Here is a 6,575-nt window from a genome sequence, read left to right on the forward strand (position 1 = left end):
CATAATGGATAAAGTACACATCACTGATAATTTCGATATAGTATTTATCATATTTAGTCAGCTTAATATCGATTTTATTAGCTTGTAAAATAAATAGAAAATAATATACCATATCTTTTAAATATATTGTATAGGTTAGCTAAATAAATTAAACAAATTGATATTTTTTGATGATATTATCGGCTATGGTGCACTTGCAGTGGCAATGAATACGATAACCCGCTATACCGAATAAAAACAGAAGTTAATCATGATAGAACGGCTATACCATATACAGATCCTTTATGTTTGTGAGCCAGAAAATTATGCAGAGGGATTGCTATCTTCCAATCTATAACCTGCTAAAAAATAAGCAATCTGCGACGGATTGCTCATACAATTGTTTAATTATCTTGTTGTAACCAAAACATTGCCTCGTAAGGTCTTAATGTTATTTCAGAGCCTAAGAAAGGGGTGTCTGGATAATTACTTAATAATGGGCGCCAGCTCAAACGTTGTAATTGGGGTGGTAATGAGTAATTAATTTTTTTATCGGTAAGATTAGCAATTACTAATAATTGTTGCTGTTGATAACTACGTCTATAAACCCAATAATCGGCAAGGCCTGCGGTAAGGTCCTGATAATCACCTAAAATAAAAATTGGATATCTCTTACGCAGTGCAATTAGTGTTTGATAGCAATAAAATATCGAATCAGCATCATCTAATGCCGCTTTGACATTAATTTGTGGGTAGTTGTTAGCCACTTCAATCCAAGGTTCACCTTGGGTAAAACCAGCATTAACCCTGTTATCCCATTGCATGGGGGTACGGCTATTATCTCTGGATTTGCTGGCTAAAATGGCTAAGATTTCCTGTTTTTCCATGCCCTGTGCAAGTTTTTCACGATAGATATTAAGGCTTTCCACATCGCGATATTGAGCAATATCGGTAAAATGAGGATTAGTCATTCCAATTTCTTCGCCTTGATAAAGATAAGGGGTACCTTGTAAACCATACAGTAGCATTGCCAACATCTTAGCCGATTGTTTATGATATTGATTCTCATGGCCTAGGCGCGACACAATACGAGGTTGATCATGATTACACCAAAAAATCGCATTCCACGCCTGATTATGCATGCCGATCTGCCAGTAACCAATAATTTTTTTCAACTCAATTAAATCAGGCTTGGCTAAACACCACTTATAGCCATTAGGGTAATCGACTTTAAGATGATGAAAATTAAAGGTCATGGTTAACGCTTTGCCATCCAATGCCGAATACTTTTGACAGTTTTCAAGTGTTGTGGATGACATTTCCCCAACGGTTTTAAGTTGCTTGGGTTGAAAGACATCTCGACTGATCTCGTGTAAAAATTCATGAATTCGTGGACCATCGGTATAAAACTGTCGTCCATCTCCCTTGTCATCATCAGGAAAATCTTGCTGTTTCGAGACTAAATTAATCACATCTAATCGAAGGGCATCAACCCCTTTATCAGCCCAAAATTGACATACTTTTTTAATTTCATTACGAACAGTGGGATTTTCCCAGTTTAGATCTGCTTGCTCTTTGGCAAATAGGTGTAAATAGTACTGCTTAGAGGGTTGGTGCCATTGCCAAGCTTTACCGCCAAATTTAGATACCCAGTTATTCGGCTCTTCGCCGTTTTTATTCGCATCTTTCCAGATATAAAATGATCGATAAGGACTATTTTTATCTAAAGCGGCTTTAAACCAAGGATGTTCGGTTGAGGTATGGTTAAACACCATATCCATCATAATTCGCATCTCTCGTTGGTGAGCTTGAGCAATAAGTAACTCAAAATCGGCCATCGAGCCATAGTTTGGATCAATACTATAATAATCTGACACATCATAACCATTATCAATTTGCGGTGATGGATAGATCGGTGTTAACCAAATAGCACTGATACCAAGGCTTTGTAAATAATCTAAGCGCTTAATAATACCTTGTAAATCACCGGTTGGACTTGTGCCACTAGCTTGAAAGCTTTTAACATAAATTTGGTAAATAGTGCCATTTTGCCACCAAGGAATATCGATTTTGTTCATTGTGTACCTTTTTGTTAATCGGTTGGTCGTGTCATTAATCGCACGACAAGTGATGGTTATGTGCGAATTAGTCAATATCTAACAAGCCTTTTTTCTGCTTTATTTTATAAACCAGTGAAGTTAAACCAATAGGAACCACTACCGCCACTAGCATGGCCATTGCATAAATTGACCAATACATAGGTTTAATTGTTAAGATCCCAGGTAATCCGCCCACGCCAATACCATTAGATAGAACGCCAGCTAAACCACAAATTAATCCCCCTAATGCTGACCCTATCATTGCGCATAGCATCGGAAACTTATAACGTAGATTAATGCCATACATGGCGGGTTCGGTCACCCCTAAATAGGCCGATACAGCAGCGGGTACAGACACTTCGCGTTCATTCTGTTTTTTACTTGCCAAAATAATACCTACTACAGCAGAAGCTTGAGCAATATTGGACAGGGCAATGATTGGCCAAATAGGTGTGCCGCCGATATTATTGGTCATCTGCATATCAATTGCTAGCGTAGTATGATGAATTCCAGTAATGACTAACGGTGAATAGATAAAACCAAAAATCATCGCACCGATAAAGGCATAATCACCTGTCATTAAATACTTAACCATATCCGCTATACCATCACCGAACATTCGTCCAGCAGGACCTAAAATAAAATGAGCTAAAAAAACCGACGTCAGTAACGCAAGAATAGGTACAATAACCAAATTTAAATAATCAGGGATAATTTTTCGCAAATGAGTTTCGATCCAACCCAGTGCGAGCCCCGCAAAAATGGATGGAATCACCTGTGCTTGATAACCGACTTTAGCAATAGTAAACCAACCAAAGTCCCACACTTCAGGTATTTTGCTCCCGAGATCATAAGCATTCATTAACTGGGGGGACACTAATGTAATACCAAGCACAATCCCTAATACTGGCGATCCCCCCATTTTTTTGGTAGTAGACCAACAAATAGCAACGGGTAAAAAGTGAAAAATTGCTTCACATGGTAACCAAAGCAGATTATAAATAGCGGCTAACCAAGGATAACTGGCAGTAAGGGGCTGATTATCAATAAATGGCATATCGCCAATTACATTACGTAATCCCAATAATAACCCACCCGCAATTAAAGCCGGTAATAAGGGGATAAATATTTCAGCTAAATTAGCAATGAATCTTTCAAAAACCGATATATTCTGTTTTGTGGTAGCTTTAATCGGTGCTTTACTTAAATTTAATTGTTGAATCAGTACGTTATAATAACTATCAACATTCGTGCCAATAATCACTTGAAACTGCCCAGCATTAATAAAACAGCCTTTAACAAAAGGCAATGCTTCTATAGCGTTAATGTTGGCGGTGTTGGGATCAATTAATGCGAACCTTAACCTTGTTAAACAGTGGGTGACACTAATAACGTTTCTACTACCGCCAACCAAATCAATTAATTGCTTAATTAATTCAGCGTTTATTTTTAAATCTTTAGCCATAATAACGCCCCTTTTAGAGGTAAACGATCAGCCTATCTCATTTTATATTTATTCATAATCGGGTTAATTTTTGATTGCCATTCAGCATAGATTGAATTGATGGATTAATAAATGGTAACAGTTATCCTTTTGTGATTGATATCACATATTGGCAATCAATAAGCATAAATTAAATAACAATAGCTAAAACTAAGCTATCAAATGGTAAGCAATAGTCATTGTTTTGGCGCATACTAAGTAACGTGTAGATATAGATAATGTTCAATTAAAGAACGCCTCTGACTGTCTATCTTTCAAGTAAAAACAGTCATCGACTCTGACCAATAGAGATAACAAGCCTATATCCAAGCTATTTTCATGTAACTATTGATATAAGTCTAAGGCAGGGTATTAATTGCAAAAATAATAGTCGATAGATTCAGTACTAACCGAAACTTAGCACGTTCACTACCTGAGTCGTCACTTCATTGGTCAAAAGCCATTAGGCGGTAAAATAATATGGTGGGTAAAAACAGTCAAACTAATTACTCTTCAGTAAATGATAGCAAATGATCTAAAAGCAGCTAATTATTCCATTAAGCAAAAATAGTAAAGCCCATTGTTGATTAAATAAATATGACGATTAATAAAAATGGCGATGATCGAAATCATGAGGGATATCAATTAAAGCCTTAAACCAAATGCAAGATCATTTAGTTAGTGGGATAGTTATTGCCAGTTCACCATGCGATATTGTTCATTTAATCCCATCAAGAATAGTTATGCGTTATACTGATCACATCCCAAGGATTTAACTATTACTACTAACGACAATATCCTTTATTTATAAAGTTATTAACGTAAGCCCGTCTCCCACCTAGAAGGCGTTTAATCAATAAAAAACATGAAAGGCAACCTTATTTTTTCCCATTTTTATGGCATAAAATAAATGATATCAATTTAATAAAAATAACGGTTTAATTTATCAAATCTTTGTTGCGAATAGCACCGGTCAACTCCCACTTTTTACTCATTATAATGATCATCAAAACGGTATTAATAAATACCGTTGCCGACTTAATCACCATTAGTTGCTACATAGTAGGAGGGGGCGGTAAAGTTAGCGATTATTGTTCAAATCGCTAATAACCAAATAACGCTTTTTTTAACTTCCCAATTCCAATAAATCGGATATTACACTCTTTTTTGTTTAAATCTCACCAATTAAAGAAATTTATTTAAAGCAACCGCAATACCATCTTCATTATTACTTAAGGTAACATAGGTCGCGGCTTGTTTTAACGCCTCTACGGCATTCCCCATAGCAACGCCTGTTCCTGCATATTGAATCAATGTCAGATCGTTATGCCCATCCCCAAAAGCGATCAATTGGTTAGCCTGTATATCTTGGGCAGCAAGCACTTGTTCCAAGGCATTTGCTTTATCAACGCCTTGATCGGTAAATTCAAAATACATTGGTGCAGAAAATAAACCACATACAATATCCTTAAAAGGCGACAAGATTTTTTCTGCGTTTTCTTTCAGATAATTAGGTTCACCAGCAACTAATATTTTATGTAATGGGAAATCAACGAAAGCAGCTAGATCCTTTTTTTCACATAAACTAAATTGACCACCACGCGATTCATATTCAATAATATTGACGGGCGCTTTATCTGGGGTAATGGTTAAGTATCCATTAAAAACATCGTTAACATACATATAGTCATCTTTGGCAATCATTGGAATAACCGTAAAATGCTTTAAATGATCAAGAATGGCTTTACTGGTTTCAATAGAGAGGGGTTGGCTAAATAGTACTTTTTGCGAAGTAAGATCAAACACGTATGCACCATTGTAAGCCGCAATAATGCCATGATACTTGTCCATTTCTAGCTGTTTTGCCAGATGGATCATTCCTGAAGGAGGACGTCCAGAAGCTAACACGACTTTAATCCCTTTTTTTTGAGCATTAAGTAATGCGTGCTTGGTTGCTGGGCTAATTTGTTTATCGTCAGTTAGTAAGGTGCCATCGATATCTAATACAATCGCTTTGATTGTCATATCTATCTCCCATTCATCAACAAAATTGTTATATTTTTAAACCAATATCTTTATCAATCAAGGTACTTAATTATCACTGCTTTCACCATATCTATCTATTTTATAAACAATGATAAGTGTCGCAAAGTAAATATTATATTTTTAATGTTAAACGGACTGATAACTTACCTTTATTAGCTTATCCACACCATTTAGATAATATGTAACGTAGTCGTCCACATACCTTATCAAATGATAATAGTAATCATGGATAAATTTTCATTTACTATTTCCCTCGTATGGTCATTAAAGTGTTTAAATCGCCACGCAACTTCGCTAAGTTGTTTTGATTAACTTTTTAAGTTAAATTAGTAAGGCAATATTAAAGGATTCGATAACCAATAGTAATAAAAAGTAAACAGACAAAATTTTCTATACTTTAGAAGTGAAAAGGAAACGATATGGTAGATCCATTTGATATCACTAAAAAATTACTTGTAAAGCAACTAAGTAATAGTCATTATTATACATTACAGATAGATCGCATTACTTCTTCACTATCTGTGCATACCGTAACAGGGCAAGAAGCGTTAAACCAACCATGGCGATATGAAATTATTTTCACCTCCAGTGACAAACAGATAGCCGCGGATGCCATTCTCACTCAAAAAGCCCACCTTACCTTTCAACCAAAACCCCATCATCTCTTATCTATGCAACTTAGCACTTTAACGCTGCCCACTTTACCCCGCACGTTACACGGGGCGATAACTGAATTTAGCCAACTATCGGTCAATAAACAGCAAGCGCAATATAAAGTGGTCTTAGCGCCACGCCTAGCGTTACTGGGTCTACATCGCTATAGCGCCATTTATCAACATCAAAGTGTGATTGCGGTGGTGGAGCAGATATTGCGTAAACACGGCTTTACCGGCATTGACTACCGCTTAGAATTACGTAATACCTACCCAATGCGTGAATTTATCACCCAATGGCAAGAGAGCGACCTC

At 36.3% G+C, this 6,575-nt stretch carries 4 protein-coding genes; 1 reads left to right on the plus strand and 3 read right to left on the minus strand.

What is annotated here, in order from left to right:
* Positions 1–383 precede the first annotated feature (383 nt).
* From treC to O970_RS08020, 3 genes are all read right to left on the minus strand, one after another.
* On the minus strand, positions 384–2,057 hold the full coding sequence (treC, locus tag O970_RS08010) for an alpha,alpha-phosphotrehalase (protein WP_024496591.1): 1,674 nt from the start codon (positions 2,055–2,057) through the stop codon (positions 384–386).
* A 67-nt stretch (positions 2,058–2,124) separates the two neighbouring features.
* Entirely contained in the window at positions 2,125–3,543 is a 1,419-nt protein-coding gene (gene treB / locus O970_RS08015; protein ID WP_024496592.1) for a PTS trehalose transporter subunit IIBC, read from the minus strand.
* Positions 3,544–4,746: 1,203 nt separating this feature from the next.
* Positions 4,747–5,586, minus strand: a complete 840-nt coding sequence (locus O970_RS08020) for a Cof-type HAD-IIB family hydrolase (protein ID WP_024496593.1) — start codon at positions 5,584–5,586, stop codon at positions 4,747–4,749.
* A 440-nt stretch (positions 5,587–6,026) separates the two neighbouring features.
* Between O970_RS08020 and O970_RS08025 the strand changes: the two genes are divergently transcribed.
* Positions 6,027–6,575: contractile injection system protein, VgrG/Pvc8 family (locus tag O970_RS08025; protein ID WP_024496594.1), on the plus strand; the 549-nt coding region annotated here is incomplete at its 3' end.

Source organism: Candidatus Schmidhempelia bombi str. Bimp, assembly GCF_000471645.3.
Lineage (GTDB): Bacteria > Pseudomonadota > Gammaproteobacteria > Enterobacterales > Orbaceae > Utexia > Utexia bombi.